This is a genomic window from Amycolatopsis sp. WAC 01376 (assembly GCF_003947415.1).
Lineage (GTDB): Bacteria > Actinomycetota > Actinomycetes > Mycobacteriales > Pseudonocardiaceae > Amycolatopsis.
Window position 1 is genome coordinate 1,173,148 of the sequence record NZ_QHKL01000002.1, and the last position, 23,986, is coordinate 1,197,133.

Genomic DNA, 23,986 nt, shown 5'->3' on the forward strand with positions numbered 1-23,986 from the left:
CAGTTCCCGGTGCCCCTGAACGCTAACGCGTCGGGTGCCCGTGGCCGCCCGGACGGCGGGGAACTGGCATGAACAGGACGTCGTCGGCGGCACCGCGCCGGGGGAAGAGGGAGGTACCTGCGATGACCGTGCAGACCGGCCAGCTCAGCCTGGTCACGGGAACGGGCCAGGGCGGCGACCGGGCAGGGCTCGGCGAGCTGCTCGCGGAAGCGACCGGCGAGGTGCTCGTGATGAGCACGGGAACGGACACCGCTTTTCAGCGGATCGCGCTCGCGAACGTGCGCCCCGGCGTACGCCACAAGGTGCTCTTCCCCGACTCCGCCCGGATGTCCGGCGCGCTCAACCGGCTTTCGCGGGCCGGGGCCGAGGTACGGACCGACGCCGAGGTCCCGATGGACGCGCTGGTGATCGACCGGACTTCGGTCGTCCTTCCCGCGGAGGGCAGGCAGGCCGGTTCCGCGGTGTTCCGGCTGCCCGGCGTGGTCACCGCGACGGTCGGCCTCTTCGAGCGGATCTGGCAGGGCGCCGCGCCGCTCGTCCCGCTGGACCTCCGGGAGGCCGAAAACGCTTCGATCCTGACCGGCCGCGAGCAGGAGCTGCTGACGCTGCTCTTCTCCGGTACGACCGACGAATCCGCCGCCGCGCGGCTCGGCGTCTCGGTGCGCACGGTGCGCCGGATGGTCGCCGACATCATGAACCGGCTCGGCGCCCGCAGCCGGTTCCAGGCCGGCGCCAAAGCGGTCGATCGCGGCTGGCTGATGGCGAAGGCAGGCTGATGACGATCTCGACTCCCGGCCGTGTCCTGCTGGTGGCCCAGCGGCCAGGCGCGTATCCGACCATCGGTGACGCCTTGACGGAAGCGTCCGACGGCGCCGTCATCACCATCGCGGGCGGTGAATACGCGGAAACCGTCGAACTGACCGGTCTGCGGGTGACCTTGGCCGCGTCCGACGGCGCCACGGTCGTCATCGACGGCAGGGGCGCGGACCGGCCCGTTTTCCGCAGCACCGGCGGAGCGCTCGTCCTCGAAGGGATCGAAGTCCTGGCGGGCGGCGCGTCCGCGATCCAGGCCGACGACACGGAACTCGCGGTCCGGAACTGCACCGTCTCCGGTGGACGCGGCCCGGCGATCGCGATTCGCGGCGCGACGGCGTTCACCGTGAGCGGTTGCGTGATTTCGGGGACGGAGCAGGGGATCGTCGTCGACGGTTCGCCAGGGCGGATCGAGGACACCACCGTCGAAGACGTGACGGGGGACGGGATCACCCTCGGACAGGGCGCCGATCCGGTCGTGACCGGCTGCACGGTGACCGGCTGCGGCCTGCGCGGTATCTACGTCTACCAGTACGCCAGGCCGGTCATCGAAGGCTGCACCGTCTCGCACACCGGCCACGAAGGCATCGCCGTCGCGCACCACGGGGTGCCCGTCCTCAAGCGGTGCACGGTCACCGACACCAGGGGTTCGGGGATCTCGTTCGCCTCCGGCTGCGGCGGCGAGATCTCCGGATGCCGGGTCTCGAACACCGCGGAACCGGGGATCGCGATCGCCGAAGGGGCGACGCCGACGATCGCCGAGGCCGCGGACCCCGGCACCGTGGGGGACAACGCGCTGGACGAGATGCTCGCCGAACTCGACGCGATGATCGGCCTTCCCGGGGTCAAGGAAGAGGTCCGTTCGCTGGTCGACGAGTTGCAGGTCAACGAATGGCGCCGCCGGGCCGGGCTGCCGGTCGGCGCGGCCGGGCATCATCTGATCTTCGCGGGCGCCCCCGGCACGGGGAAGACGACGGTCGCGCGGATCTACGGCAAACTGCTGAAGGCGCTGGGAGTCCTGCCGGTCGGCCAGTTCCGGGAGGTGTCGCGCCGGGATCTCGTCGGGCAGTACATCGGGCACACCGCGGAAAAGACCGCGACGGTGTTCGAAGAGGCCAAGGGCGGCGTCTTGTTCATCGACGAGGCGTACACGCTCACGCGGCTCGCCGGCTCCGGCGGCGACTTCGGCCAGGAGGCGATCGACACCCTGGTCCCGCTGATGGAAGAACATCGTGACGAGGTGGCGGTGATCGTGGCCGGGTACACCGACGAGATGGTCGACTTCCTCGCCGCCAACCCCGGTCTCGCGTCGCGCTTCGGCAAGACGATCGAGTTCAAGAACTACAGCCCCGCCGAACTTCTCGCCATCTTCGGGCGGATGGCGTCCGCCGGGGACTACGAACTCGATCCCGACGCCGGCCCCGTGCTGACCGGCCACTTCCGGCGCGTTTCCGGCGACGTCAACTTCGGCAACGCGCGCGACGCGCGCCTGCTGTTCGAGAAGGCGCGCACGGCTCAGTCACAACGCTTGCGGCTGCTGGGCCGGATGCCCGCGCTCGAAGAACTGCGCGGGTTGCACGTGGCCGACGTGGAGGCGGCCATCGCACGATAGCGTGGCCCGGTGCGGGTGCTGGTGACCGAGGACGACGAGAACTTGCGGGTGGCGTTGGAATTCGCCCTGCGCGGCGACGGCTTCGCGGTGGACACCGCCGCCGATCTGCCCGGCGCCGACGAGGCGCTGATGGTGAACGCCTACGACTGCGCGGTGTTCGACCGGATGCTTCCTTCGGGCGACGCGCTGGCGTACGTCCGCAACCGGCGCAGCGCCGGATGGCCGCTGCCGGTGCTGTTCCTGACCGCGCGCGACAGCGTCGCCGACCGGATCGACGGCTTGCGCGTCGGCGGCGGTGACTACCTGGTCAAGCCGTTCGCGATGCCGGAACTGATCGCCAGGGTGCGCAGCCTGTGCCGCCGTGACATGGCCGGGCAGGCGGTGATCCTGCGCTGCGCCGACGTCGAACTCGACACCGGCAGGCACCAGCTCTCGCGGGCGGGGGTGCTGCTCACCGTGACCCGCAAGGAGTACCTCGTCATGGAACGGCTGATGGCCGCGACCGGACGCCCGGTCTCACGGCGGGAACTCATCCGGTACGCGTGGGACGAGATGGCGGATCCGGCGTCGAACGTGCTCGACGTCGTGATCGCGCGGCTGCGGCGGAAGCTCAAGGATCCTCCGCTGATCCACACCGTGCGGGGGTCGGGCTACCGGATGGCGCCGCTCTGACCCCGGCGCCGGGCCCTCCGCACCTGAGCTGAACGAGACCATCGACACTCCTCCGCCCCGGATGTGCCATGCTCGACAGCGCACGAGGCGGCGAAACCGAGAGGTGACGAGGGTGTCCATCTGGGCAGGCGTGATCAATTTCGTCCGGGGCCGGTACGAGGTGCTCGAAGAGCGGGACGGCTGGCTCCGGTTCCGGGTCGACACCGGTGACGGCCGCGGCCAGCAGGTGTCCTTGCACCACTTGCCCGAACACGACGGCGCGGAGTGGGTGGAGATCTCGTCTCCGGTCGGCTGGGCCGACAAGATCGATCTGCGGCGCCTGCTCGAACTGGCGGGCGGCGATTCGGTCGGCGGCGCGGCGGTGGTGGACGGTGTGGCGCTGCTCAAGCACACGGTCCCGCTGGTCGACCTGAACCTGGTCAACGAGTTCGAACACCCGCTGAAGTCCCTCGTCGCGCGTGCCGACGCCCTCGAACACGAGCTGACCAAGGCCGACGAGTTCTGAGCCCTCTCGTCCATTCAGGACGGAAACGATGAAGGCCCCCTGCCGCCGCAGGGGGCCTTCACTCGTTTTGAGCTCAGAGGCGCTCCTGGAGCGCGTCCGCGGCGGCGAGCAGGTCCGCGGCCCAGCGTGCCCCCGGTTTACGCCCTATCCGTTCGATGGGCCCGGAAACCGACACCGCGGCGACGACGGTGCCCGTCGAATCCCGTACCGGCGCCGAGACACTCGCCACACCGGGCTCCCGTTCCGCCACGCTCTGGGCCCAGCCGCGGCGGCGGACCTCGAGCAGTGTGCGCTCTCCGTACACCGCCTCGGTGAGGATCGTCCGCTGCGTGTGCGGATCCGACCACGCGGCGAGCACCTTCGCGCCGGAGCCCGCGGTCATCGGCAGCCGTGAACCGATCGGCACCGTGTCACGGAGCCCGCTCGGCGGCTCCGCGGTCGAAACGCAGACGCGCTGGACGCCGTCGCGGCGGTACAGCTGAACGCTTTCGCCGGTGATGTCGCGCAATTTCGGCAGCACCGAACTCGCCGCGTCGAGCAGCGGGTCGGTCGAACCGCCCGCCAGTTCCGCGAGTGCGGTACCCGGCCGCCAGCGGCCGTCGGGGCCGCGGCGTAACAGGCGATGCACTTCGAGGCCGACCGCGAGCCGGTGCGCCGTCGCGCGCGGCAGACCGGTCCGCGTGCACAGTTCCGCCAGGCCACAAGGATCTTCGGCCACGGCCTGAAGCACGGCCACGGCCTTGTCGAGTACTCCGATACCGCTATGCTGTCCCACAAGCCGATACTATCTTCCCGAAGTTTGAGATGTCCAGATGGTGGGAAGTACCGATTTCACCGCATGTGAGGAGCCGGAAAATGCCCCGGACACTGGCCGAGAAAGTGTGGGAGTCGCACCTGGTGCGGCGCGGCGAGGGGGCCGAGCCCGACCTGCTCTACATCGATCTGCACCTGCTGCACGAAGTGACCAGCCCGCAGGCGTTCGACGGACTCCGCCTGGCGGGCAGGAAACTGCGCCGCCCCGACCTCACCATCGCGACCGAGGACCACAACGTCCCGACGATCGACATCGAGCTGCCGATCGCGGATCCCGTGTCCCGCACCCAGGTCGACACCCTTCGCGCCAACTGCAAGGAGTTCGGTGTCCGGCTGCACCCGATGGGCGACGCCGAACAGGGCATCGTGCACGTCATCGGCCCGCAGCTGGGCCTGACCCAGCCGGGAATGACCGTGGTGTGCGGTGACAGTCACACCTCGACGCACGGTGCCTTCGGCGCGATGGCCTTCGGTATCGGCACCTCCGAGGTCGAACACGTGATGGCGACCCAGACCCTGCCGCTCCGTCCATTCAAGACGATGGCGATCACGGTCGACGGCGCGCTGCGCCCCGGCGTCACCGCGAAGGACGTCATCCTCGCGGTGATCGCGAAGATCGGCACCGGCGGCGGGCAGGGCTACGTCCTCGAGTACCGCGGCGAGGCCATCGAAAAGCTGTCGATGGAAGCCCGGATGACGGTGTGCAACATGTCCATCGAAGCGGGCGCGCGCGCCGGGCTCATCGCACCGGACGAGACGACGTTCGCGTATCTGAAGGGCCGTCCGCACGCGCCGCAGGGCGCGGATTGGGACGCCGCTGTCGAAAACTGGCGCGAGCTCCGCACGGACGACGACGCCGTCTTCGACGCCGAGGTGCACCTGAACGCCGACGAGCTCACGCCTTTCGTGACCTGGGGCACGAACCCCGGCCAGGGGCTCCCGCTGGGCGCCGAGGTGCCCGACCCGGAGCGGATCGGCGACGAGAACGAGCGCATCGCCGCTGAGAAGGCCCTGTCCTATATGGACCTGAAGCCGGGCACGCCGCTGCGGGAGATCGCGGTGGACACCGTCTTCCTCGGCTCGTGCACGAACGGCCGTATCGAGGATCTGAGGGCCGCAGCGGACGTCCTGCGCGGGCACAAGGTCGCCGATTCGGTCCGGATGCTCGTCGTCCCCGGCTCGATGCGGGTCCGCCAGGCGGCGGAAGCCGAAGGGCTGGACCGGATCTTCACCGAAGCCGGCGCGGAATGGCGTCAGGCAGGCTGTTCGATGTGCCTCGGCATGAACCCGGACCAGCTGAAGCCGGGCGAGCGGAGCGCGTCGACCTCGAACCGCAACTTCGAAGGCAGGCAGGGCAAGGGCGGCCGGACGCATCTGGTCTCACCGCTCGTGGCGGCCGCCACGGCCGTGCGGGGAACCCTGTCCAGCCCCGAAGACCTGCAGCCGGCCACCGTCCGCTGACATCGCTGACATCCGCGAAGGAGTTCCCACCATGGACGCGTTCACCCACCACACCGGCGTCGGGGTCCCGCTGCGCAGGTCCAACGTGGACACTGATCAGATCATCCCGGCGGTCTACCTCAAGCGTGTGAGCCGCACCGGCTTCGAAGACGGACTCTTCGCCGCCTGGCGCTCCGAGGAGTCGTTCATCCTCAACCAGGAGCCCTTCAAAAGCGGGTCGGTCCTGGTCGCGGGCCCGGACTTCGGCACCGGTTCCTCCCGCGAGCACGCCGTCTGGGCCTTGATGGACTACGGCTTCCGGGTCGTGATCTCCGCCAGGTTCGCGGACATCTTCCGCGGCAACTCCGGCAAGCAGGGCCTCGTCGCCGCTCAGGTCGAGCAGGCGGACGTCGAACTGCTGTGGAAGCTGCTCGAAAACGAGCCGGGGACGGAGGTCACGGTGGACCTCGAGTCGAAGACGGTACGAGCCAAGGACTTCACCGCGCCCTTCCAGATCGACGACTACACCCGCTGGCGGCTCCTCGAAGGGCTCGACGACATCGCCCTGACACTCCGCCACGCGGAGGAGATCGACACTTTCGAGACCCAGCGCCCCTCCTGGAAGCCGGTGACCCTCCCGGCTGCCCACTCCTAGGGCCGGTCAAAGGGGGCGGATTCCCTTGCTGAGCAGGGAATCCGCACCCCGGCCGGGGGTACTCGACACAGCCCCGAAACCACACCGAACGGCACCTCGAGAGGCCCTGAAGGGGTCCCTCGGGAGGCGGAACAGCCCCCGAGACAAGGGAAATTTCCGCGCGTCGTTTGGAATTTGTGCTGCATTGGTAATACCGTGTGCGCTAAGTCGGCCGACGGGGCCGTGTACAAGTAGTTCTTCTTGGAGGACTGGAATGGCCAACAAGGCCCAGCTGATCGAGGCGCTGTCGGAGCGCCTGGGCGACAAGAAGGTCGCGTCGGAGGCCGTCGATGGCCTTGTCGACATCATCATCCGGACGGTCAACAAGGGCGAGAAGGTGAACATCACCGGCTTCGGTGTGTTCGAGAAGCGCGCCCGCGCCGCCCGCACCGCGCGGAACCCGCGCACCGGTGAGACCGTTCGCGTCAAGAAGACCAACGTGCCCGCTTTCCGCGCGGGCACGACCTTCAAGGACGTCATCAGTGGTTCGAAGAAGCTGCCGAAGGCCACCGCTGTGAAGCGTGCGACCGCCGGCACCGCCACTCGCGCCGCCACCACCACCCGCGCGACGACGACCCGGACGGCCGCCAGCCGCCCGGCCGCGACGCGTTCCACCACCACGCGGACCCGCGCCGCCGCCGCCACGACGCGTACGGCTGCGAAGCCGGCCGCCAAGGCGACCGCGACCAAGGCCGCCGCCAAGACGACCGCTGCCAAGGCGGCGCCGAAGACCGCGGCCAAGGCCACGACTCGCGCCACCACGGCCAAGAAGGCGACCGCCACCAAGGCCGCCGCGAAGCCGGCCGCCAAGGCGACGGCTGCCAAGGCCCCCGCGAAGAAGGCTCCGGCCAAGCGGACTTCGGCCGCGGCGAAGAAGAAGTAAGCTCCCTCTTCACGAGAGAGCCAACGGCAGGGCCCCGCGCACCGCGCGGGGCCCTGCCGCATTTTCCGGCCGTCTGCCGTGCGGCCGCCTGGTTTCCCCCGACGCGCCCGCGCGCGATGTCCGGGGGATCTTGTCCCGGAAGGGATCCGCGGCCCTTCAGGGGCCGACTGTGCTGCGATTCTCGTGCCGCTGGGCGAAGTCGCGGAAAAGAATCCGCTTCGACCGTCACTCCGATGGACGCATCACCGCGATTTCTCGGTGCCGCCCTCCACAGTGGAGCGACGGACAGGAACACCGCCGGAGTAGCTTGCGTCACCCACGTGGGGGAGCCTCGCGACATTTCCCCGTGTCAGTACAGGCGAACTCGTGAGTTACGTCTCCAAGCACGCGTGATACGACTCCAGACACGCGAGTTACGGCTCCAGACACGCGTGTGCGGTGTAAGCGCAGGCGAAGCGTCAGGGATGGGCAGGCCCCGGTCCTCGCTCACTGGGGGTTGCGAAAGCCACTTTCGCAACCTTCAACGTTGCGAAAGTGGCTTTCGCAACGTCATCGCCGGGAGTCGCGCGAGTGGCCGACCGATCACACGGGTGTCAGGTGTCGTGAAGGGCCCCTTTGAGACCTTCAACGTCTCAAAGGGGCCCTTCACGACATCCCCACGACCAAAACACTCACGACCGCGTCAGGGATGGGCGGGAGCCGGGGTGGGCAAAGGCGACGCGAAATAGTCCGCGGCCACCAGCACCGGCCCGTTCTCTTCGGTCGGGGGCCGGAAGGACAGCACCCAGAACGAACCCTTCTTCGACGGCACCACGCCGCCGCGTGCGGCCGGCACATCGACACCGTCGCGGTCGGCCAGTGCGCTGACGACGTCCGGGATCACCCCGCCCTGGCTGGAGATCACCGGCGTCCCGCCGTCTCCGGCGATGGCCAGCAGCCGGGCGACGCCGAGCACCGGGTCCGGCCAGTAACCCTCTTCCGACAGCAGCGGCTCGTGCCGGATCTCGACACCGAGATCCTCGGCGAGCCCGTTCACCGTCTGGACGCAACGAAGCCGCGGCGCCGAGAGCACCCTGCCGGGCGCGTAGTGCCGCAGCAGCGAACGCAGTGCTTCGGCCTGACGCTGGCCCGCGTCCGACAGCGGCCGCAGGTCGTCGTCACCGTTCCACTCGTCGCGTTTACCCGCTTTGGCGTGCCGCACCAGGATCACCGTGGTGAGTTCGGGCGGCAGCGCGGAGAACTCGCGCAGCACCCGCACGTCCTCCGTCCGCGTCAGCAGTTTCTCCGCCGTTTCCGGGGCGAGCCAGCGCAGCTCGTCGACTTCCTCGTTCGGCGCGAAGGCGCCGGAAACCGCGTGCGCGGAGAAGTAGTCGACGGTCTTCGGCAGTCCCGCCACGGTGTATTCGGTCCGGACCAGATACCGGCCGAGCACGGCCTCGAATCCGGTCTCCTCTTCGATCTCCCGGACCGCCGCCCGCGCGATGGTCTCGCCCGGATCGAGCTTTCCCTTCGGCAGCGACCAATCGTCGTAGCGCGGCCGGTGGACCAGCGCGACCTCGATCCGGTCTCCGTCACGACGCCACAGAACGGCTCCCGCCGCCCGGATGGTCCCGCTCATCCCGCGGCCCCGTGCCGTTTCGCCAGCTCGACCTGGTGGTCGCGGACGTCGTCGCCGGAAGCCGGGAACGGGGTCCACTCGCCGGTCGAGTTCAGCACCCAGCACCGGGTCGACGGATGCAGCGCGGATTCGAAGATGTAGTCCAGCTGCGCCGTCAGCTTCGGATCCTTGACCCGCACCAGCGCCTCGATCCGGCGGTCCAGGTTGCGGTGCATCATGTCCGCGCTGCCGATCCACCGCGTGCCGCCCGCGCGGAAGGTGAAGACGCGCGAGTGCTCCAGGAAACGGCCGAGGATGGACCGCACGTGGATGTTCTCGCTCAGTCCCTCCACACCCGGTTTCAGCGAGCAGATCCCGCGCACCACGATGTCGACCGGCACTCCCGCCTGCGAGGCGTGGTACAGCGCGTCGATCACCTGCTCGTCGACGAGCGAGTTGCATTTGATCCGGATCCCGGCGGTCTGGCCGGCGCGGGCGAGTTCGATCTCCTCGCCGATCGCGCGCACGATGCCGCGGCGGATCCCGTGCGGCGACGTGAGGATGTTGCGGTAGGTGTCCTGACGGGAGTACCCGGTGAGCACGTTGAACAGATCCGTCAGATCCGCGCCGATCGTCGGGTCGGCGGTCAGGATGCCGAGGTCCTCGTACAGGCGCGCGGTCTTCGGGTTGTAGTTGCCGGTGCCGATGTGGCAGTAGCGGCGGATGGTCGAACCCTCCTGGCGCACCACCATCGACACCTTGCAGTGCGTCTTGAGCCCGACGAGCCCGTAGACCACGTGCACGCCGGCGCGTTCCAGGGTGCGGGCCCAGGTGATGTTGGCCTGTTCGTCGAACCGTGCCTTGATCTCGACCAGCGCGACGACCTGCTTGCCCGCCTCGGCGGCGTCGATCAGCGCGTCGACGATGGGGGAGTCGCCGGAGGTGCGGTACAGCGTCTGCTTGATCGCCAGCACCTTGTCGTCCGCGGCGGCCTGTTCGATGAACCGCTGGACGCTGGTGGAGAACGAGTCGTACGGGTGGTGCACGAGGACGTCGCCCTCGCGCAGCGTCGCGAACACCGACTTCGGCGTCTCGCGCTCACCGAACGCCGGATGCGTGGCGGGAACGAAAGGGCGGTCCTTGAGTTCCTTCCGGTCGACACCGGACAACTGGTGCAGGCAGGTCAGATCCAGCAGGCCGGGGACCTCGACGACGTCGCGCGGGTCGACCTCCAGTTCACGCAGCAGCAGTTCGAGCATGTGCTCGCTCATGTCCTGCGCCACCTCCAGCCGCACCGGCGGGCCGAACCGGCGCTGCGCCAGTTCCCGTTCCAGCGCCTGCAGAAGGTCTTCGTCCCGGTCCTCTTCGACTTCGAAGTCCGCGTTGCGGGTGACCCGGAACGCGTGGTGCTCGGTGACCTCCATCCCGGTGAACAGCTCGCCGAGGTGGGCGGCGATCAACTCCTCCAACGGAAGGAACGTCGCGGTGTGGCTCTCCCGCGGTTGCTGCTCGATCCGCATCAGGCGCGGCACGTTGCTCGGCACCTTGACGCGCGCGAACCGCTCCGTGCCCGCTTCGGGGTCCCGGACGGTGATGGCCAGGTTGAGCGAAAGGCCGGAGATGTAGGGGAACGGGTGCGCGGGATCCACTGCCAGCGGTGTGAGCACCGGGAAGATCTGCTCGCTGAAGTAGTTCGACAGCCGGAGCTGGTCGGCGCCGGTCAGGTCGTTCCAGCCGACGATGAGGATGTCCTCGTCGGCCAGCTGCGGCCGCAGGTGCAGCTCGAAGGCGTTGGTGTGCCGCTCGACCAGGTCCTGGTTGCGTTTGGCGATGTAGGCCAGCTGCTCGCGCGGGGTGAGCCCGTCCGCGCTGCGCACCGGGAGGCCGGTCTCGTCGCGGCGTTTCAGCCCGGCGACCCGCACCATGTAGAACTCGTCCAAATTGGACGCGAAGATCGCCAGGAACTTGGCCCGCTCGAGCAGCGGCTGCGACTCGTCCTCGGCCAGCGCGAGCACGCGCGCGTTGAAGTCCTGCCATGACAGCTCACGGTTGAAGTACCGGTCGTCGGGCAGGGTTTCGACGGCGGTGGGCGCCGACGTCACCGCGGGCGGCGCGGAGGGCAGCGCGCGGAACTCCTGTGCGGGACGGCTCGCCGAACCGCCGCGCGTCGCCCGGACGGCCACGCGTGGAGTCGGGGTGCTCGTCTTCGCCGCGGAGGCGCTCTTCCTCGCCCGGACGGGTTTACCCGTGCCGTGGTCGGGTTCCGGTTTCGCGGCGGAGGTCTTCCGCTTCCTTGCCGAGTTCGGGGTGCCGCCGTCATTTGTGCTCACGGACTTCATTGTTCACCACTCGGCGCGATTATGTGCACCGCGCGCGGGACGCCGGGGTGAACTCTCGTCACATCGCCACGCAGGGTGTCCCCAACAGCGTTGAAGTGCGCTTTCCGGCACCCAGGGTGCGGACGTGAGCGAGATCATCCGCGGTGTCGACGTCGGCCCGGAGCGATTCCGCGGCGATCGTGAGCGGCGTCGCACCGGAATCGGTGTGCGCCCGCGCGGAACCCTCGCCGAACCGGGGTTCCAGGCGACGGCCCGCTCCCGCGAGCAGCAGGGTCGTCCCCGTTCCCTGCCGGTCCGCGACGAACGCCCGTCGCCCGGCGGCCTCGGCGAGGGCGGCGGTGAGGTCTTCGGTGCGCAGCGCGGGCAGGTCGGCCTGCAGCGCACCGACGAGACCGGACGGCGTGTCCCGGCGCAGCAGCTCTTCGCCGTGACGCAGGGCCGCGTTCAACCCGCCGCGTGACGGCTCGGTGACGATTTCGACGCCGAGTTCGGTGAGCTCCGCCACCGACGCCGGGTCTGCGGCGACCACCAGCACCCGGCGGACGCCGTCCGCCGAGGTCGCCGCGGCCAGCGTGTCGTAGGCCAGCGCCAGCACCAGATCGGGGTGCCGCCCGGGCACGACCGCGCCACGAAGCCGCGACTTGCCCTCGGCGGGGCGTTTCATCGGCACGATCAGGTCGATGCCCGCACTGCCTGCACTGTCCACATCTCTCTTCTTACCCGACCCTCCCTGGACCGCGCTCGCGTGCGCGCGGCAGGATCAGTGGCCTGGGACGACACGTGTGACTTCGAGGAGGACGAATTGGCCCGGCGTGAGAAGGGCGGCATCTGGGTGGGCATCGCCGCCGCACTGTTCTACCCGGCGACGGCCATCGGCAAGCGGGTCTACCGCAACGCCGAGCGGATCCCCCGCGAAGGCGGCGCGCTGCTCCTGCTCAACCACGTGTCCCACATGGATCCGGCGGTGGACGCGGTGTTCGTGCACCGCCAGCGGCGGGTGCCCCGTTTCCTCGGCAAGGAGAGCCTGACCAGGACACCGGTCTTCGGCAAGATCTTCGTGGGCGCGGGTCAGATCCCGGTCTCCCGCGGATCGGCCGCCGCCGGCGACAGCCTCAAGGCCGCCCACCAGGCGTTGCGTGACGGCAAGGTCGTGGTGATCTATCCGGAGGGGACGATCACGAAGGATCCGGACGGCTGGCCGAAGAAGCCGTTCACCGGGGCCGCGCGGCTCGCGCTGGAGACCGACGTGCCGGTGATCCCGATCGCGCGCTGGGGCACGAACCACATCTTCGACGGCTACACGAAGAAGTTCAGGCCGTTCCCGCGCAAGACGATCACGCACCTGGTCGGCGAGCCGTTGGATCTTTCGCCGTACAAGAACGGTTCCACCCGCAGCGCCTCCAAGCTGCGCGAGGTCACCGACCTGATGATGACCGAGATCACCGCACTGCTCGCGGAGATCCGCGAGGAGGAGCCGCCCGCGAAGAAGCCGGAGGACGACGCCTGATGACCCAGGTCCAGCGGGTGACCGTGCTCGGCGCCGGATCGTGGGGCACGGCGTTCGCGAAGGTGCTCGGCGACGCGGGACGGGACGTGACCATCTGGGCGCGGCGGCCCGAGGTCGCGGAAGAGATCCGGGAGCGGCATCTCAATTCGTCCTATTTACCCGGTATCGAATTGCCGGAGCGGATCACCGCGACGGCGGATCCGGCCGAAGCCCTCGACGGCGCGCAGGCCGTGGTCCTCGCGGTGCCGAGCCAGACGCTGCGGACCAATCTGTCGGAGTGGTCCGGTCTGCTGCCTTCCGACGCGATCCTGGTGAGCCTCGCGAAGGGCGTCGAACTGGGCACGCTCAAGCGGATGAGCGAGGTCATCGCCGAGATCGCCCGCGTCGACGCCGGGCAGATCGTGGTCGTGTCCGGGCCGAACCTGGCGAAGGAGATCGCACTGGGGCAGCCGGCGGCGGCGGTGCTGGCCTGCACCGACCACGACAACGCCAAGGCGATCCAGCAGGCGAGCTTCAACCAGTACTTCCGGCCGTACACCAACACCGACGTCGTCGGCTGTGAGCTGGGCGGGGCGTGCAAGAACGTCATCGCGCTCAGCTGCGGGATGGCGGCAGGGCTCGGACTGGGCGCCAACACCGTGGCCACGCTGATCACCCGCGGACTGGCCGAGATGGCCAGGCTCGGCGCGAAACTCGGTGCCGACCCGCTGACCTTCGCCGGGCTGGCGGGCGTCGGCGACCTGGTGGCGACCTGTTCGTCGCCGTTGTCGCGCAACCGGACCTTCGGCGAGCGGCTCGGCCGGGGCGAGACGCTGGAGCAGGCGCTGGCGGCCACCGGCGGCCAGGTCGCCGAGGGCGTCAAGTCCTGCACGTCGATCCGGGAACTCGCGCAGAGCCTCGGCGTCGACATGCCGATCACCGACGCGATGCACCGCGTCTGCCATGAAGGGGTCGACCCCCGCCGTGCCGGAGCCGAACTGCTCGGCCGGTCGCAGAAGCACGAGTGGTCCTGAGGAAGACCGCACTATCGCGACAGACCAGGGCGGATCCGTGCTGCGAGCATGGGATCCAGGTGAGGGACTCACGGTCCACGGTATGAGATCGGTTGACCGCCGGGTTCCGCCCTGGTTCGCTGAGGGCATGTTCGCACGTGAGATGACTGTGTCGCGGGGCCTCTCGGGTCTTGGCGCCGTCTCGTGTGCGTCGTGTCGCTGTTGTCGGTGAACTCAGCCCCGGCCCAGCTCGACACCTTCTTTCCTTTGCGAGGACTTCTTCATGTTCGCCGTCCCGGACAACACGCTCGTCATCCCCGAAAACCCCGCCCTGCGCCACCCGGTGCGCGTCGCGCTCGAGTTCGCCGCGGACCGTGACCGCTGGCGCCACCTGCTGCGCTACGACCCCGAGGAACGATTCTCCGCCCTCGTCGACGCCGACGAACTGCAGGAGATCTGGCTGATGAGCTGGCTGCCCGGCCAGCGCACCGACCTGCACGACCACGAATTCGCCGCGGGCGCGTTCACCGTGGTCAGCGGGCAGCTGAGCGAGACCGTCGCCCGGCGCGCCGTCGACGGGCGGGCGGTGACGGAGCTGCATTCGCTGTCGGAGGGCCAGTCTCGCGTCTTCGGCCCCGGGTACATCCACGAAGTGCGCAACGACGGGCCGGACCCGGCCGTCAGCGTGCACGTCTACCGGCACCAGACCCGCACCATGCGCCCGTACCACCTGGACCCCATCTCGGGCCCGACCCGCATTTAGTCCTCTGAATGCCGGGTCAGGCGAGGTCGCCTCGGAGCCGGAATTCGGCTTCGATGCGGTCTCGCGGAGCGCCGGTGGCGAGCAAGGTGTGCAGCAAGAGCCGGGATTTACGCGGATCCAGCCAGCCTGCCATGGTCGCGCCCATCGCGATCAGATCCGACTCGGAACCGCGGAAGCCGTAGGTACCGCGGAACGTCGGCCCGGCGCCGGTGCGGCCGGCGACCACGATCGGCACCTCCGGCAGCACCCGCTCGATCACGTCGGCGGACCCCGCCGAAACGTGCCCGGCGCCGTTCGCGGCGAGCACTACTCCCTTGACCCCGGCCTTGACCAGCGTTTCCAGGAGCTCGCCGGTGTCCTCGACGCCGCTCTCGACGATCGGCACCAGCCCGGAGAAGTCCGCGTCCCCCAGTGGTAACGCCGCCGGGCGGGCGGCGACCGGGTGGAAGTAGTGCACCAAGCCCTCGCTGACGAGCGCGAGCGGCCCGGCGGGATTCGAGGAGAAAGCCTCGACATGGCTCGAATGTGTCTTGCGGACCCAGCGCGCGGCGTGGACGTCGTCGTTGAACACGACCAGCGAGCCGCGGCCCCGGCTGCGGGGATCGGCCGCGACGGTCAACGCGGCGAGCACGTTCCCCGCGCCGTCGGCACTGGGCAGACTGGGATTGCGCATCGCGCCGGTGATCACGATCGGCGCCTCGGAAGCCCACGTCAGTTCGAAGAAGTACGCAGTCTCTTCGAGCGTGTCCGTGCCCTGGATCACGACGACACCTCGAGCGCCTTCGTCGACGGCTTTGGCGGCCCAGTCCCGTGTCCGGATCAGGGTCGCGAAGTCCATCGACGCGCTGGAAATCCCCGCGAGCGTCTCCGCGCGGACGTCCATCTCGAGGTCGTCGCCCAGGTCGCCGAGCAGATCGGCGGCGGTGAGGCGGGGAACGGCGTGGTCTTCACCGTCGCCGGGGACCATGGAGATGGTGCCGCCCAGGGCGGCGACGGCGACAAGGGGCCGATTCACGGGAGAGACGCTCATGCGGAGAGTCTAGAAACTCGTGAGTGGTAAGTGTCGTTCTAACGACACTTACCACTCACGACCACCTGTACCGACGCCCACCGCCACCTTCGCCCACCGCCCACCGCTCACCGCGCCTTCACGGCCTCAATGGTGAAACTGGCCGCCAGTCGCTGCGGATCCTCGGTCAGCCGCCATTCCTCGGTCGCCTCGTTCAGGGTCATGAACCCGGGCAGCGCGTTCCACGGCACGCTGTCGTGCTCCACGAGACGCGTCAGTGTCAGCCCCGCGTCGAGCAGCGACGTGACGATCTCGCCCAGCCCGTGGTTCCACTCGTGCGTCCGGTTGTGCTGGAACGAGACGTCGGTGTCCACATAGGTCCCCGGCTCGTCGAACACCAGCGGTTCGGCCTGCTCGAAGTACGGATAGCGCGGCGTGATCATCGGCTGGGTCTCGTCGAGGGTGCCCAGCATCGGGTGCATGTCCCGGATGAACAGCCGCCCGCCCGGCCGCAGCAACGCGCCGACGACCTGTCCCCAGCGGGTGATGTCGGGCAGCCAGCAGAGCGCGCCGATTCCCGTGTAGACGAGGTCGAATTCCCCGGCGCCCAGTACGTCGGCGGCACCGTACACATCGGACTCGTGGTAGTCGATCTCCGCACCGGTCTCGGCGGCCAGCCGTCGCGCGATCTCCAGCGCGGGCGTGGAGAAGTCGAGGCCGGTCATCCGTGCGCCGAGGCGGGACAGGGAAAGCGTGTCCGTGCCGATATGACACTGCAGGTGCACGCCGCGCGCGCCGGACACGTCGCCCAGCAGCGGCCGGTCGAAGGTGACCACGCCGCTGAGGTGCGTGGGGTCCGCGACGAACTTCTCGTAGCCGTAATCCGCCGACGCCGCGTGCGCGGGGGCGCGTTCGTCCCAGTTCGCGCGGTTGACGGTCACGTAGTCCGTCATGAAGTGGCGGCTTTTTCGGCGGCGCTGCGCAGCACACAGAATTCGTTGCCCTCGGGGTCGCCGAGGACGACCCAGCCGGTGCCGTCCGGGTTGCGCCGGTCGTGCACGAGGGTCGCGCCGAGCTTCAGCAGACGCTCCATTTCCTCGTCGCGCGGGATGTCCGGCGTGAGGCAGAGGTGGATCCGGTTCTTCACCGTCTTCGGCTCCGGGACTTCCCCGAAGAACAGGGTCACGCCGTTGCCCAGCTCGATGATCGCTTCGGGGTCGCCGGGTTGATCGTCGTCGGCCATCGGCTTGCCGACGACACCGCTCCAAAATCGCCCCAGTTCGTAGGCGTCGGCGCAGTCGAAGAAGAAGTTCTGTACGACAGAGGTCATGACGCCGCAGTCTGCCCGAGCCCGCGAAGCCCGGCCAACGGTTTAAGCGAGGCGAAGCCCGGGCGACCGATGCACCTGCCGTTCCGCGTCGATGACCAGCACCTGGCACCCTGGTTGCGACGCGACCCAAGCGATCCCTTCGGTCCCCATCGCGAAAGCGGCCGTGGCCAGGGAATCCGCGGTGACGAGGTCGTCGGCCGCGACCGTGACGCTCAGCAGCCCGGTGGGCGGGCGCCCGGTCCGCCCGTCCAGGATGTGCGCGCCACGCTCGTATTCCGCCGAAGTCGCGACGGCGCCGCCGGACGATTCCACCACGGCGCACACCGCGCCGGGCTGTTCGGGATGCCGGATGCCGACCCGCCAGGCGCGGCCGGGTTCCGGTTCGCCCGCGGTGACGACGTCCCCGCCCGCGTTGAGGCAGAAGACGTCCAGCCCTTCGGCCAGTAGAAGGGACGCCGCCCGTTGCACCGCCCAGCCCTTGACCACCGCGTTCGGGTCGAGCCGTCGTCCGGGGAGCCGGGCGGTGAACGCCCCGCCGGACAGCCGTTCGTAGTGGTCGCACAGCGAAAGCACTTCCAGGAGGTCGTCGCTCAGCTCCGAGGGCGCGAGTTCGCCGCGGTCGTAACGGCACACCTCGCTGTCGGCCTTGAACGGACTGAACCGCGCGTCGACCTCCCGCAACCAGCCGAAGACGCCGTCGATGGCGTGGTCGACCAGAGCGCCGCCCGCCCGGACGTCGACCGAGACCGGCAGCCCCATCACCTGTTCGACGCGGTTCATCTGGCGTCCAGCGCCGCCTGCAGTGATTTGACGTACGACTCGCTCGTCGACGTCGCCCCGGAGACGGTGTCGATGTCGGCGCTCTGCGCGGTCAGCGTCTCCTCCTGCAGAATCGGGATCGCGGCGACCCCGCGGCCGCTGGTCGGCCGTTGCAGCAGGCGGACTTCGGAGATCTTGTCCTCGGCCGAGATCACCAGCCGCACCTGCACGGTGCCGTAGCGGTTGCTCTCGACCGAGCCGTCGATGGTGCGTGCGGCGCCTTCGGAAGCGCCACCGTCCGAAGTAGACGATGTCGGGGCGGGCGCGGCGACGGCCACGGTCTCCGATCCGAGCGGGCCCGGTTCGTACAGCCAGACACCGAGGAAGCCCGCGGCCGAAAGCGCGACCGTGGCGGCGACGATGGTCTTCTTCATGATCGGGTCTCCCTGACTCAGGCGGCGAGGCTGAAGCGTTCGGCGTGGACCTGCTGGTTCGGCACCCGTAGTTCCCGCAGGCTGCGCAGCGTCGCCGACGTCATCCCTGGCGGACCGCAGACGAAGACGTCCCGTTCCCGGATGTCCGGCACCAGCTGCCGCAGGCTGTGCGCGCCGAGCACCGGACCGTGCGGACCGGCCTGATCGGACGGTCCACTGAGGACCCGGACGACCGCGCCGCGCGCCCGCGCGAGCCCGATCAGCTCCGGCAGCAGGACGGCGTCGAACTGGGTGCGGACCCGGTAGAGGACGACGACGTGTCCGGAGATCTCTTCCAGCAGAGCACGGATCGGCGTGATCCCGACGCCGCCCGCGACCAGCAGCGCGTCCGGTTTCTGTTGGTGCATCGTGGTGAACGCGCCGTACGGGCCTTCGGCGAACACGCGGGTGCCGACCTTCAGCGACCGCAAGGACGCGCTGCCGTCACCGGCGGCTTTCGCGGTCAGCCGCAGGGTGCGGCCGTCCGGCGCGGCCGACAGCGAGAACGGGTTGCCTTGCCACCAGCGATCCCTGGTCATGAAGCGCCACAGGAAGAACTGGCCCGCCCGCGCGGGCATCTTGTCGAGGTGCGCACCGGAGATGTACACCGAGACGACGTCGTCGGATTCCGGGACCACGGCGACGACTCGCAACTTGTGACGCAGGTTCCGTGCCAGCGGCAGCGCCACGCGGCCGGCGAAGACCGAGCCGAGCGCGACACCCCACACCGCCCACCAGTAGACCTGAGCACCCGGCGACGACGCGAACGATCCGCCGAGCGCGATCTGATGGCTGAACGCCAGCACGACCGCGGCATAGGTGTAGAGATGGAGGAAATGCCAGGTCTCGTACGCCAGCCGGCGGCGGGCGAAGCGAGCGGAAACGGCGCCGACGAGCAAGATCAGCGCGAACGCGACGACAGCGCGAAGGATCCCCTCCAGTTTGGTCACCATCGTGACGAACTCGTCCACCACGCCGCTGTCCTCGACCTGCGCGTAGCCGAAGACGATGAAGACGAAATGCGCGAGCAGCGTCCACAGCAGGCTGAACCCGGTCCAGCGGTGCCAGCCGGTGAGCTTGTCCATCCCGAGACGGCGGTCGAACCACGGCAGCCGCGCGACCAGCAGCAGCTGGAACGCCATCGTCAGCGCCCCGTACAGCCCGGCGAGTCTGCCGATACTGATGAACACGTTGTCCGATGGCCCGGCGGCGAAGAAGAGCATGGTGACGGTGGCCACGTTGGCCCCGAGGAAGAGAAAGAGCCCGGCGCGTGCGGCGATCCTGGGACGGATCGCCGGGCGCGGTCTCACGGCGGTCTGCGTCATGGTGGTCACACGTGGTTCCTTCCGGTCCGGTTCAAGAACCGAGCCTCCTGCGCCAACCTGTGACCTTTCTTGGCGGAAGCTGTCGGCTTCCTGTCGTATGCGCTCCCGCCTCGCCCTCGCGCGCGCGTTGACGGAGGATGGCGTGGTGAACACCGAGAACCCCGTCCGCCTGCTGGTGGTGGACGACGAGCCGCATATCGCCGACCTCGTGGCCACCGTCGCCCGCTACGAGGGCTGGCAGGCCGTCACCGCCGGATCGGGCGAGGCCGCGCTCGAACGCGCCGCCGAATTCGCGCCCGACATCGTCGTGCTCGATCTGATGCTGCCGGGGATCGACGGGTTCACCGTGCTGGACAAGCTGCGCGAATCCGGGACGGCGGTGCCCGTCGTCTTCCTCACCGCGAAGGACGCGACGGCGGATCGTGTCGCCGGGCTCACCCGGGGCGGCGACGATTACCTCGTCAAGCCGTTCTCCGTCGAGGAACTGATGGCGCGCCTGCGCGCGGTCCTTCGGCGGAGCACCAACCAGGCCAAGGCAGCGGTGCTGCGGGTCGGCGACCTGACCCTGAACGAGGACACCCGCGAGGTCGTCCGCGACGGCGAACCCGCGGAGCTGACCCCGACCGAGTACGAACTGCTGCGCTACCTCATGCGGCGTTCGCCGTCGGTGCTGACCAAGGCGCAGATCCTCGACCACGTCTGGGAGTACGACTTCGGCGGCCGGTCCAATGTGGTCGAACTCGTCATCTCGCATCTGCGCCGCAAACTCGACGCGGGCAACGAACCGCTGATCCACACCGTGCGCGGCGTCGGCTACGTCGTCCGGCAGGCGGCGAGATGACCATGCTGCGCCGGTGGTACGACGCCTGGCGCCGATCGAGGCTCGGGACTCGGCTGGCGCTCGGGCTGGGAGTACTGGCGCTGGTCGTGTTCGCCGTCGTCGGCACCGTGATGGTCGGCATCATGAAGGGCTATCTGAACGACCGGCTCGACGAACAGCTCGCCAAGACCCAGATCAGCCAGGTGCCGTCGCTGCGCACCACGCACGGCGGGAAACCGCAGCAGGCCTACGGCTGGTTCTCCGCGGTGTTCGCGGTGCAGGACGGCGACGCGCTGCCGCAGGCCGGCGGTTCCCTTCCACCGGACACGAAGGCGCTCGAAAAAGTCGCCGAGGACGCGACGCGGACCGAAGTGCTGCGCACCGTCTACATCGAGGACAAGGGCACCTACCGGGTCCGGGCCTGCCCGATCGAGCCGGACCGGAACATCGTGCTGGTCAGCGCCGCCCCGCAGGCCGATCTGGACCGGACGGTGAGCCAGCTGGTGATGGTCGAGGTCGTCGCGTTCCTGCTGGCGCTGGCGGTGCTGGTGATCGCGGGACGGCTGGTGCTGCGGCGCGGGCTGCGGCCGCTGAGCGACATGGCCGGGACGGCACACGACATCGCGTCACACGACCTCACCACGAACGCCGATCTCCCGGTGCGCGCGCGGGCGAACGGCGGCGGCGCGGAGGTCGAGGAGCTGCGGACGGCGTTCAACCTGATGCTGGCGCACCTCGATTCCTCACTCGTCGCGCGCCGCGAGGCGAACGAACGGCTGCGGCGGTTCATCGCCGACGCCTCCCACGAACTGCGCACGCCCCTGACGTCGATCCGGGGCTACGCCGAGCTTTTCCGCTACGCCGCGGCGAACGAACCCGCCGAACGCGACGCGCATCTGTCGAAGATCCGGGAAGAGACCGAGCGGATGAGCGTGCTCGTCGACGACCTCCTGCTCCTCGCGCGCCTCGACGCGCCGGAGACCGAGGCGCCGCTGCGGCTGGTGGACGTCGACATCGCCGAGCTGATCACCGACGCGGGGGAGGCCTTCGCCGCCGGCCGCCCGGAGCATCCGCTGAGCCTCGGCGCATTACCGGAAGGTGTTGTCCTGCAAGCGGATCCGGTGCGCCTGCGGCAGGTGCTGGACAACCTGCTCGCCAACGCCGCGGTGCACACGCCGCCCGGGACGGCGGTCGCTTTGTCGGCTTCGGCTTCGGACTCGGAGGTCGTGCTGCGGGTGAGCGATGCCGGGCCGGGGATCCCGCCGGAAGCGCGGGAGCGGATCTTCGACCGGTTCTACCGCGTGGACACCGCTCGCACGCGCGGCAACGGCGGGACCGGGCTCGGGCTTTCGGTGGTGCTCTCGCTGGTCTCCGCGCACGGCGGGACGATCGAGGTCGAGAGCGTGCCGGGGGCGACGACGTTCACCGTGCGGCTGCCGCGCCACCGCCCGGTCCCTTCCCGGATGTCATGAAAGGGTCGTTCAGGACATTTTTTGTCCTGAACGACCCTTTCATGACATCCGCGAGCGCTACCCGACCCGCCCCTTCACATGCTCCGGCACCGTCCACTCCGAAACCAGGTCCGCCGACGGCTCCGGTTCCCCGAACACGGTCCGCACCGGCAGCACCCCCGCCCACGAGAGGTCGGCCGCGACCTCGTCCTCGGGATCGTCGGGACCCTCGCCGCGCATCTTCACCGACGCCTCGGTGAGGTCCAGTTCCAGCACCGAAACGGACGCGAACTCCTTCGCGTTGACGTCGCGCGCGTGCTCCCACGAACCGGGCGCGAGGTGGTCGGTCAGCACGTGGAGGGCGTGCATCTTGCGGTCGGCGTCGGTGACGCCGGCGGCCTTGCCCAGGATCACGGCGCTGCGGTAGTTCATCGAGTGGTTGTTGATCGAGCGCGCGTAGACGATGCCGTCGAGCAGGGTCACCGTGACGCAGACCTCGACGCCGTCGGAATCGCGCATACTCTTCGCCCCGGTGGATCCGTGCAGGTAGAGCGTGTTCCCGTCGCGGCCGTAGCCGGTCGGGATGACCACCGGGGCGCCGTCGCGCACGACGCCGAGGTGGCAGATCAGGCCTTCGTCGAGCACCGCGTACAGCGCCGAGCGGTCGCTGAGCGCGCGGTTCTTCTTGCGGCCGAGAGTGGTCCTGTCGGTGGGTGAGAGCGGGGTGGACATGCGAGCAGTCTCACCCACGAGAGTGGCCTGTAATAACGGCCAATTCTCCTATACTTGAGAAGGCCACTTCTGGAAGTGTGGAGTACAGCATGTCCGACACCGCCCTGCCGGTCAGCCTCGACCGCGATTCGCTCGTCCCGCTCGCGGTCCAGCTGGCCGACGCGTTGCGCGCGGCCGCCGGCGACGGGCATCTGCGCGGTGGCGACAGGCTGCCCTCGACCAGGGCGCTCGCGAGCAGGCTCGGCGTCAGCCGCACGGTGACGTCGGCGGCGTACGAGCAGCTTCACGCGGAGGGCTGGATCGCGGGCCGCCATGGCTCGGGCACGTACGTCACCACCACGCCGCCCGCGGACAGGCCGTCGAAAGGTCCCGCGCCCGGCACGCCCGCCGCGCCGCCCACGCTGGTCGACCTCACCCCGGGTGTCCCGTGGGCCGACGGCATCGAGAAGGCCGCCTGGCGCCGGGCGTGGCGGGCCGCCGCCGATCCGCGCCCGACCTATCGCGAGGACAGGGCGGGCCTGCCCGCGTACCGGGACGCCGTGTCCGAACATCTCCTGCGCCACCGCGGCCTCGCCGCCGGGACGGTGCTGGCCACCGGCGGGACGACGGCGGCGGTGATCGAACTCGCGGGAGCGGTGCTCTCGCGCGGCGACCGGGTCGCGATCGAGGAGCCGGGTTACCAGCGCGCGGTGCAGGCGTTCCGGCGGGCTGGGATGGAGGTCGTGCCCGTCCCGGTCGACGAAGAGGGACTGCGCCCGGACGCCGTCCCCGCCGACGTCCGCGCCGTGTACTGCTCTCCGGCGCACCAGTATCCGCTCGGCAGCAGGATGAGCGCGTCCCGCCGGGTCGACCTCGTCGAACTCGCCCGCGCCGAGGGCATGCTGGTGATCGAGGACGACTACGACGGCGAGCTGCGGTTCGACGTCGCGCCACTGCCGCTGCTGGCCGCGCTCGCGCCCGACGTCGTCGCGCATCTGGGCACCACGAGCAAGATCCTCACCCCGGCATTGGGCGCGGGCTGGATGGTCGCGCCGTCCCCGGTCGCGGCCGCGGTGCTGGAGTACCGCGAAGCGACCGGGACACGCCCTTCGCCCGCGGGGCAGCGAGTGCTCGCCGAGCTGGCGCGGCACGGTGATCTGGGGCGGCATCTGCGGAAACTCCGGCGGGAACTGTCGGAACGCCGGTCCCTGGTTTCGGCCGCACTGACGTCGGCGGGGATCCCCGTGCTCGGCGACGACGCGGGCGCGCATCTGGTCGTCCCGTGCCGCTCGGCCGCCGACGAGGCGGCGCGGATGGCGGCGGCGGAACACGCCGGGATCCGGCTCGACGGGCTGGCCCGGCATTTCGCCGGGACGCCGACGGTGTTCGGGAACCTCATCGGCTACGCGGGCTGCTCGCGGGAGGCGCTGCGATCGGCGCTCAAACCGCTGATCGCCGTGCTCGGTTGACCTCCAGCG

Annotated in this window: 24 protein-coding genes; 13 read left to right on the top strand and 11 right to left on the bottom strand. The window is 69.6% G+C overall.

Translation table 11 applies throughout. The annotated features are described in order from the left end of the window. Positions 1 to 122 precede the first annotated feature (122 nt). The 4 genes from DMH03_RS14825 (at position 123) to DMH03_RS14840 (ending at position 3,602) form a co-directional block, all read left to right on the top strand. Positions 123 to 776 carry a helix-turn-helix transcriptional regulator gene (locus DMH03_RS14825; RefSeq protein ID WP_125792536.1) on the top strand — a complete coding sequence of 218 codons (654 nt, stop codon included), beginning with the start codon at positions 123 to 125 and terminating at the stop codon, positions 774 to 776. Then, positions 776 to 2,425, top strand: a complete 1,650-nt coding sequence (locus tag DMH03_RS14830) for a right-handed parallel beta-helix repeat-containing protein (protein WP_125792537.1) — start codon at positions 776 to 778, stop codon at positions 2,423 to 2,425. Before DMH03_RS14825 ends, DMH03_RS14830 begins: the two co-directional genes overlap by 1 nt. Before the next feature lie 9 nt (positions 2,426 to 2,434). Continuing rightward, positions 2,435 to 3,097: a response regulator transcription factor gene (locus tag DMH03_RS14835; RefSeq protein ID WP_125792538.1), complete on the top strand. Its 663-nt coding sequence runs from the start codon at positions 2,435 to 2,437 to the stop codon at positions 3,095 to 3,097. A gap of 112 nt (positions 3,098 to 3,209) precedes the next feature. Next, complete coding sequence (locus DMH03_RS14840; protein WP_125792539.1) at positions 3,210 to 3,602, top strand: hypothetical protein; 393 nt, start codon at positions 3,210 to 3,212, stop codon at positions 3,600 to 3,602. Positions 3,603 to 3,675: 73 nt separating this feature from the next. Here DMH03_RS14840 and DMH03_RS14845 read toward each other — a convergent pair whose 3' ends face one another. Further along, on the bottom strand, positions 3,676 to 4,377 hold the full coding sequence (locus DMH03_RS14845; protein WP_007031477.1) for an IclR family transcriptional regulator: 702 nt from the start codon (positions 4,375 to 4,377) through the stop codon (positions 3,676 to 3,678). A gap of 80 nt (positions 4,378 to 4,457) precedes the next feature. On the opposite strand from DMH03_RS14845, the gene leuC reads away from it, so the two are divergent. The 3 genes from leuC to DMH03_RS14860 all read left to right on the top strand — a co-directional run bounded on the left by leuC (position 4,458) and on the right by DMH03_RS14860 (position 7,432). After that, the gene (leuC, locus tag DMH03_RS14850) at positions 4,458 to 5,876 is read left to right on the top strand and encodes a 3-isopropylmalate dehydratase large subunit (RefSeq protein WP_125792540.1); all 1,419 of its coding nucleotides are present in this window, start codon (positions 4,458 to 4,460) and stop codon (positions 5,874 to 5,876) included. Between the two features lie 31 nt (positions 5,877 to 5,907). Then, a complete protein-coding gene (gene leuD, locus DMH03_RS14855) occupies positions 5,908 to 6,510 on the top strand; it encodes a 3-isopropylmalate dehydratase small subunit (protein WP_125792541.1) in 603 nt (200 codons plus the stop codon). 253 nt (positions 6,511 to 6,763) lie between these two features. Continuing rightward, positions 6,764 to 7,432, top strand: a complete 669-nt coding sequence (locus DMH03_RS14860) for an HU family DNA-binding protein (protein WP_125792542.1) — start codon at positions 6,764 to 6,766, stop codon at positions 7,430 to 7,432. Positions 7,433 to 8,114: 682 nt separating this feature from the next. Here DMH03_RS14860 and DMH03_RS14865 read toward each other — a convergent pair. Genes DMH03_RS14865 through cofC form a run of 3 tightly spaced genes read right to left on the bottom strand, consistent with a single transcriptional unit; the run spans position 8,115 to position 12,032 of the window. Continuing rightward, complete coding sequence (locus DMH03_RS14865; protein ID WP_125792543.1) at positions 8,115 to 9,050, bottom strand: NUDIX hydrolase; 936 nt, start codon at positions 9,048 to 9,050, stop codon at positions 8,115 to 8,117. Next, positions 9,047 to 11,368 (bottom strand): RNA degradosome polyphosphate kinase, encoded by a 2,322-nt coding sequence (locus DMH03_RS14870; protein WP_199748873.1) that lies wholly within the window; start codon positions 11,366 to 11,368, stop codon positions 9,047 to 9,049. Before DMH03_RS14870 ends, DMH03_RS14865 begins: the two co-directional genes overlap by 4 nt. A gap of 58 nt (positions 11,369 to 11,426) precedes the next feature. Then, positions 11,427 to 12,032: a 2-phospho-L-lactate guanylyltransferase gene (cofC, locus tag DMH03_RS14875; RefSeq protein WP_125792949.1), complete on the bottom strand. Its 606-nt coding sequence runs from the start codon at positions 12,030 to 12,032 to the stop codon at positions 11,427 to 11,429. 99 nt (positions 12,033 to 12,131) lie between these two features. On the opposite strand from cofC, the gene DMH03_RS14880 reads away from it, so the two are divergent. The 3 genes from DMH03_RS14880 to DMH03_RS14890 all read left to right on the top strand — a co-directional run bounded on the left by DMH03_RS14880 (position 12,132) and on the right by DMH03_RS14890 (position 14,630). Continuing rightward, positions 12,132 to 12,875: a 1-acyl-sn-glycerol-3-phosphate acyltransferase gene (locus DMH03_RS14880; protein ID WP_125792545.1), complete on the top strand. Its 744-nt coding sequence runs from the start codon at positions 12,132 to 12,134 to the stop codon at positions 12,873 to 12,875. Then, positions 12,875 to 13,888: an NAD(P)H-dependent glycerol-3-phosphate dehydrogenase gene (locus tag DMH03_RS14885; RefSeq protein ID WP_199748874.1), complete on the top strand. Its 1,014-nt coding sequence runs from the start codon at positions 12,875 to 12,877 to the stop codon at positions 13,886 to 13,888. The genes DMH03_RS14880 and DMH03_RS14885 overlap by 1 nt, the downstream gene beginning before the upstream one ends. 262 nt (positions 13,889 to 14,150) lie before the next feature. Next, the gene (locus DMH03_RS14890; protein WP_125792547.1) at positions 14,151 to 14,630 is read left to right on the top strand and encodes a cysteine dioxygenase family protein; all 480 of its coding nucleotides are present in this window, start codon (positions 14,151 to 14,153) and stop codon (positions 14,628 to 14,630) included. 16 nt (positions 14,631 to 14,646) lie between these two features. Here DMH03_RS14890 and DMH03_RS14895 read toward each other — a convergent pair whose 3' ends face one another. The 6 genes from DMH03_RS14895 to DMH03_RS14920 form a co-directional block, all read right to left on the bottom strand. Then, the gene (locus tag DMH03_RS14895) at positions 14,647 to 15,660 is read right to left on the bottom strand and encodes an asparaginase (RefSeq protein WP_125792548.1); all 1,014 of its coding nucleotides are present in this window, start codon (positions 15,658 to 15,660) and stop codon (positions 14,647 to 14,649) included. Between the two features lie 107 nt (positions 15,661 to 15,767). Beyond that, entirely contained in the window at positions 15,768 to 16,592 is an 825-nt protein-coding gene (locus DMH03_RS14900) for a bifunctional 2-polyprenyl-6-hydroxyphenol methylase/3-demethylubiquinol 3-O-methyltransferase UbiG (RefSeq protein WP_125792549.1), read from the bottom strand. After that, positions 16,589 to 16,969, bottom strand: coding sequence for a VOC family protein (locus DMH03_RS14905; RefSeq protein ID WP_125792550.1), 381 nt, complete (start codon positions 16,967 to 16,969; stop codon positions 16,589 to 16,591). Before DMH03_RS14905 ends, DMH03_RS14900 begins: the two co-directional genes overlap by 4 nt. A 42-nt stretch (positions 16,970 to 17,011) precedes the next feature. Beyond that, on the bottom strand, positions 17,012 to 17,749 hold the full coding sequence (locus tag DMH03_RS14910; protein WP_125792551.1) for an FAD:protein FMN transferase: 738 nt from the start codon (positions 17,747 to 17,749) through the stop codon (positions 17,012 to 17,014). Further along, on the bottom strand, positions 17,746 to 18,162 hold the full coding sequence (locus DMH03_RS14915) for an FMN-binding protein (RefSeq protein ID WP_125792552.1): 417 nt from the start codon (positions 18,160 to 18,162) through the stop codon (positions 17,746 to 17,748). The genes DMH03_RS14910 and DMH03_RS14915 overlap by 4 nt, the downstream gene beginning before the upstream one ends. A 17-nt stretch (positions 18,163 to 18,179) precedes the next feature. Beyond that, the gene (locus DMH03_RS14920) at positions 18,180 to 19,535 is read right to left on the bottom strand and encodes a ferric reductase-like transmembrane domain-containing protein (RefSeq protein WP_199748875.1); all 1,356 of its coding nucleotides are present in this window, start codon (positions 19,533 to 19,535) and stop codon (positions 18,180 to 18,182) included. A gap of 136 nt (positions 19,536 to 19,671) precedes the next feature. Here DMH03_RS14920 and DMH03_RS14925 point away from each other — a divergent pair, with 136 nt between their 5' ends. Together DMH03_RS14925 and DMH03_RS14930 are read left to right on the top strand one after the other, a co-directional pair. Beyond that, on the top strand, positions 19,672 to 20,367 hold the full coding sequence (locus DMH03_RS14925) for a response regulator transcription factor (RefSeq protein WP_125792553.1): 696 nt from the start codon (positions 19,672 to 19,674) through the stop codon (positions 20,365 to 20,367). Then, a complete protein-coding gene (locus tag DMH03_RS14930) occupies positions 20,364 to 21,818 on the top strand; it encodes a cell wall metabolism sensor histidine kinase WalK (RefSeq protein WP_125792554.1) in 1,455 nt (484 codons plus the stop codon). Before DMH03_RS14925 ends, DMH03_RS14930 begins: the two co-directional genes overlap by 4 nt. Positions 21,819 to 21,875: 57 nt before the next feature. Here the strand turns inward: DMH03_RS14930 and DMH03_RS14935 are convergent, their stop codons facing one another. Then, on the bottom strand, positions 21,876 to 22,529 hold the full coding sequence (locus DMH03_RS14935) for a pyridoxamine 5'-phosphate oxidase family protein (RefSeq protein WP_125792555.1): 654 nt from the start codon (positions 22,527 to 22,529) through the stop codon (positions 21,876 to 21,878). 89 nt (positions 22,530 to 22,618) lie between these two features. Here DMH03_RS14935 and DMH03_RS14940 point away from each other — a divergent pair, with 89 nt between their 5' ends. Then, on the top strand, positions 22,619 to 23,977 hold the full coding sequence (locus DMH03_RS14940; RefSeq protein WP_125792556.1) for a PLP-dependent aminotransferase family protein: 1,359 nt from the start codon (positions 22,619 to 22,621) through the stop codon (positions 23,975 to 23,977). The last annotated feature ends 9 nt before the right edge of the window (positions 23,978 to 23,986 follow it).

Excerpts from the sequence above, each read along its gene's own strand:
- DMH03_RS14910 (WP_125792551.1), bottom strand. The coding sequence starts at position 17,749 with ATGAACCGCGTCGAACAGGTGATGGGGCTGCCGGTCTCGGTCGACGTC.
- DMH03_RS14885 (WP_199748874.1), top strand. The coding sequence starts at position 12,875 with ATGACCCAGGTCCAGCGGGTGACCGTGCTCGGCGCCGGATCGTGGGGC.
- DMH03_RS14870 (WP_199748873.1), bottom strand. The coding sequence starts at position 11,368 with ATGAAGTCCGTGAGCACAAATGACGGCGGCACCCCGAACTCGGCAAGG.
- DMH03_RS14915 (WP_125792552.1), bottom strand. The coding sequence starts at position 18,162 with ATGAAGAAGACCATCGTCGCCGCCACGGTCGCGCTTTCGGCCGCGGGC.
- DMH03_RS14935 (WP_125792555.1), bottom strand. The coding sequence starts at position 22,529 with ATGTCCACCCCGCTCTCACCCACCGACAGGACCACTCTCGGCCGCAAG.
- leuD (WP_125792541.1), top strand. The coding sequence starts at position 5,908 with ATGGACGCGTTCACCCACCACACCGGCGTCGGGGTCCCGCTGCGCAGG.
- DMH03_RS14890 (WP_125792547.1), top strand. The coding sequence starts at position 14,151 with ATGTTCGCCGTCCCGGACAACACGCTCGTCATCCCCGAAAACCCCGCC.
- leuC (WP_125792540.1), top strand. The coding sequence starts at position 4,458 with ATGCCCCGGACACTGGCCGAGAAAGTGTGGGAGTCGCACCTGGTGCGG.
- DMH03_RS14940 (WP_125792556.1), top strand. The coding sequence starts at position 22,619 with ATGTCCGACACCGCCCTGCCGGTCAGCCTCGACCGCGATTCGCTCGTC.
- DMH03_RS14895 (WP_125792548.1), bottom strand. The coding sequence starts at position 15,660 with ATGAGCGTCTCTCCCGTGAATCGGCCCCTTGTCGCCGTCGCCGCCCTG.
- DMH03_RS14860 (WP_125792542.1), top strand. The coding sequence starts at position 6,764 with ATGGCCAACAAGGCCCAGCTGATCGAGGCGCTGTCGGAGCGCCTGGGC.
- cofC (WP_125792949.1), bottom strand. The coding sequence starts at position 12,032 with ATGAAACGCCCCGCCGAGGGCAAGTCGCGGCTTCGTGGCGCGGTCGTG.
- DMH03_RS14930 (WP_125792554.1), top strand. The coding sequence starts at position 20,364 with ATGACCATGCTGCGCCGGTGGTACGACGCCTGGCGCCGATCGAGGCTC.
- DMH03_RS14830 (WP_125792537.1), top strand. The coding sequence starts at position 776 with ATGACGATCTCGACTCCCGGCCGTGTCCTGCTGGTGGCCCAGCGGCCA.
- DMH03_RS14900 (WP_125792549.1), bottom strand. The coding sequence starts at position 16,592 with ATGACGGACTACGTGACCGTCAACCGCGCGAACTGGGACGAACGCGCC.
- DMH03_RS14865 (WP_125792543.1), bottom strand. The coding sequence starts at position 9,050 with ATGAGCGGGACCATCCGGGCGGCGGGAGCCGTTCTGTGGCGTCGTGAC.
- DMH03_RS14905 (WP_125792550.1), bottom strand. The coding sequence starts at position 16,969 with ATGACCTCTGTCGTACAGAACTTCTTCTTCGACTGCGCCGACGCCTAC.
- DMH03_RS14825 (WP_125792536.1), top strand. The coding sequence starts at position 123 with ATGACCGTGCAGACCGGCCAGCTCAGCCTGGTCACGGGAACGGGCCAG.